We start from the raw sequence: 1,083 nt of genomic DNA, 5'->3' as shown, positions 1-1,083 counted from the left end.
CGGCTGAACTGCGCTCCGGCCGAAGCCGCGCAGCAACTGCGGACGCTCGCCTCCGAGGCCCGGATGCCCCTGCCCGAGCTGGCCGCCGACATCATCAACCAGGCCGCCTCCGACGCCACCGCAAGCGCGGTCGCGGAAGCCCGTACCGCGCAGGCCGCCGCGTCCGGCACCGGCCGTACGGCAGAGGGAGCCGCAGGGGAAGCCACGGGCCCGCGGCGCGAAGGGCCCGCCCTGCGGCTGCGTACGGCGGAGGCCGCCGCCATCCTGGCCGGTGACGACACCCAGGCACTCGCCCGCGGCCTCCTCGACCGGGCCCTGAGCCCCTTGGGCGCCACCGCCGCCGCCGTGTGGTCGGCCGCCCCCGACGGCTCCCTCACGCTGGCGGGAGAGGCGGGGTTCGGCCCGGCGGAGGCCGCCCGCTGGCGCTATGTGCCGCCGGGGCTCGGCACCCCGGCCCAGCAGGCCATCACCGAGGACCGAACGCTGTGGATCAACGAGTCCGGCGACCCGCCGCCGCCCACCATCGGCGTGGGCAGCGGCGGCGGCAGCGGCGGCACACGGGCCGTCGTGCCCACTCAAGTCGGCGGTCAGCGGGTGGGCGTCCTGGAGGTCCACTGGCCAGGCCCCCACCCCGGGCTCGCCCTCCAACGGCAGCTGGACGCCCTGGCCAAGCTGTGCGCCCTGTCGCTCTCCGACCACGGCGTGGAGTCGGACAGCCCGCCCGGCGGGGCCGCCGCCTGGCTCGTCGGACTGCTCGACGGCGTGCTGGACTCCGCCGCCCTGCTGCGCCCGCTGCGGGACCGCGACGGCCGGATCACCGACTTCATGATCGAGCACACCAACACGCGCTTCACCGACCCGGCCGGCCGTCCCCGTGGCTCCCTGACCGGGCTCCCGCTGCTGGAGGCGTATCCGCTGTTCGCCGCGGAGGGCGGCCTGTTCGAGCGGATCAAGCGGGTGCACAGCACTGGGGCCCCGTATCGCAGCCGGAACACGGTGCTCAGGTTCCCGGGCAGCGCGGCGCCACCGGCCGTGGTGACTGCCGTGGGGCTGGCCCGCTTCGGCGATGTGGTGCTGCTCAGC

At 76.4% G+C, this 1,083-nt stretch carries 1 protein-coding gene; it reads left to right on the top strand.

Annotated elements, in window-relative coordinates; all coding sequences use genetic code 11:
- A partial coding sequence (locus AB4043_RS26420) for a GAF domain-containing protein (protein ID WP_442308644.1) occupies nt 1–1,083 on the top strand: 1,083 nt, incomplete at both ends.

This window comes from Terriglobus sp. YAF25 (genome assembly GCF_052113305.1).
Classification (GTDB): Bacteria; Acidobacteriota; Terriglobia; order Terriglobales; family Acidobacteriaceae; genus Terriglobus.
Note: the sequence above shows the minus strand (reverse complement) of the source record. Positions and strands in the feature narration are given on the sequence as shown.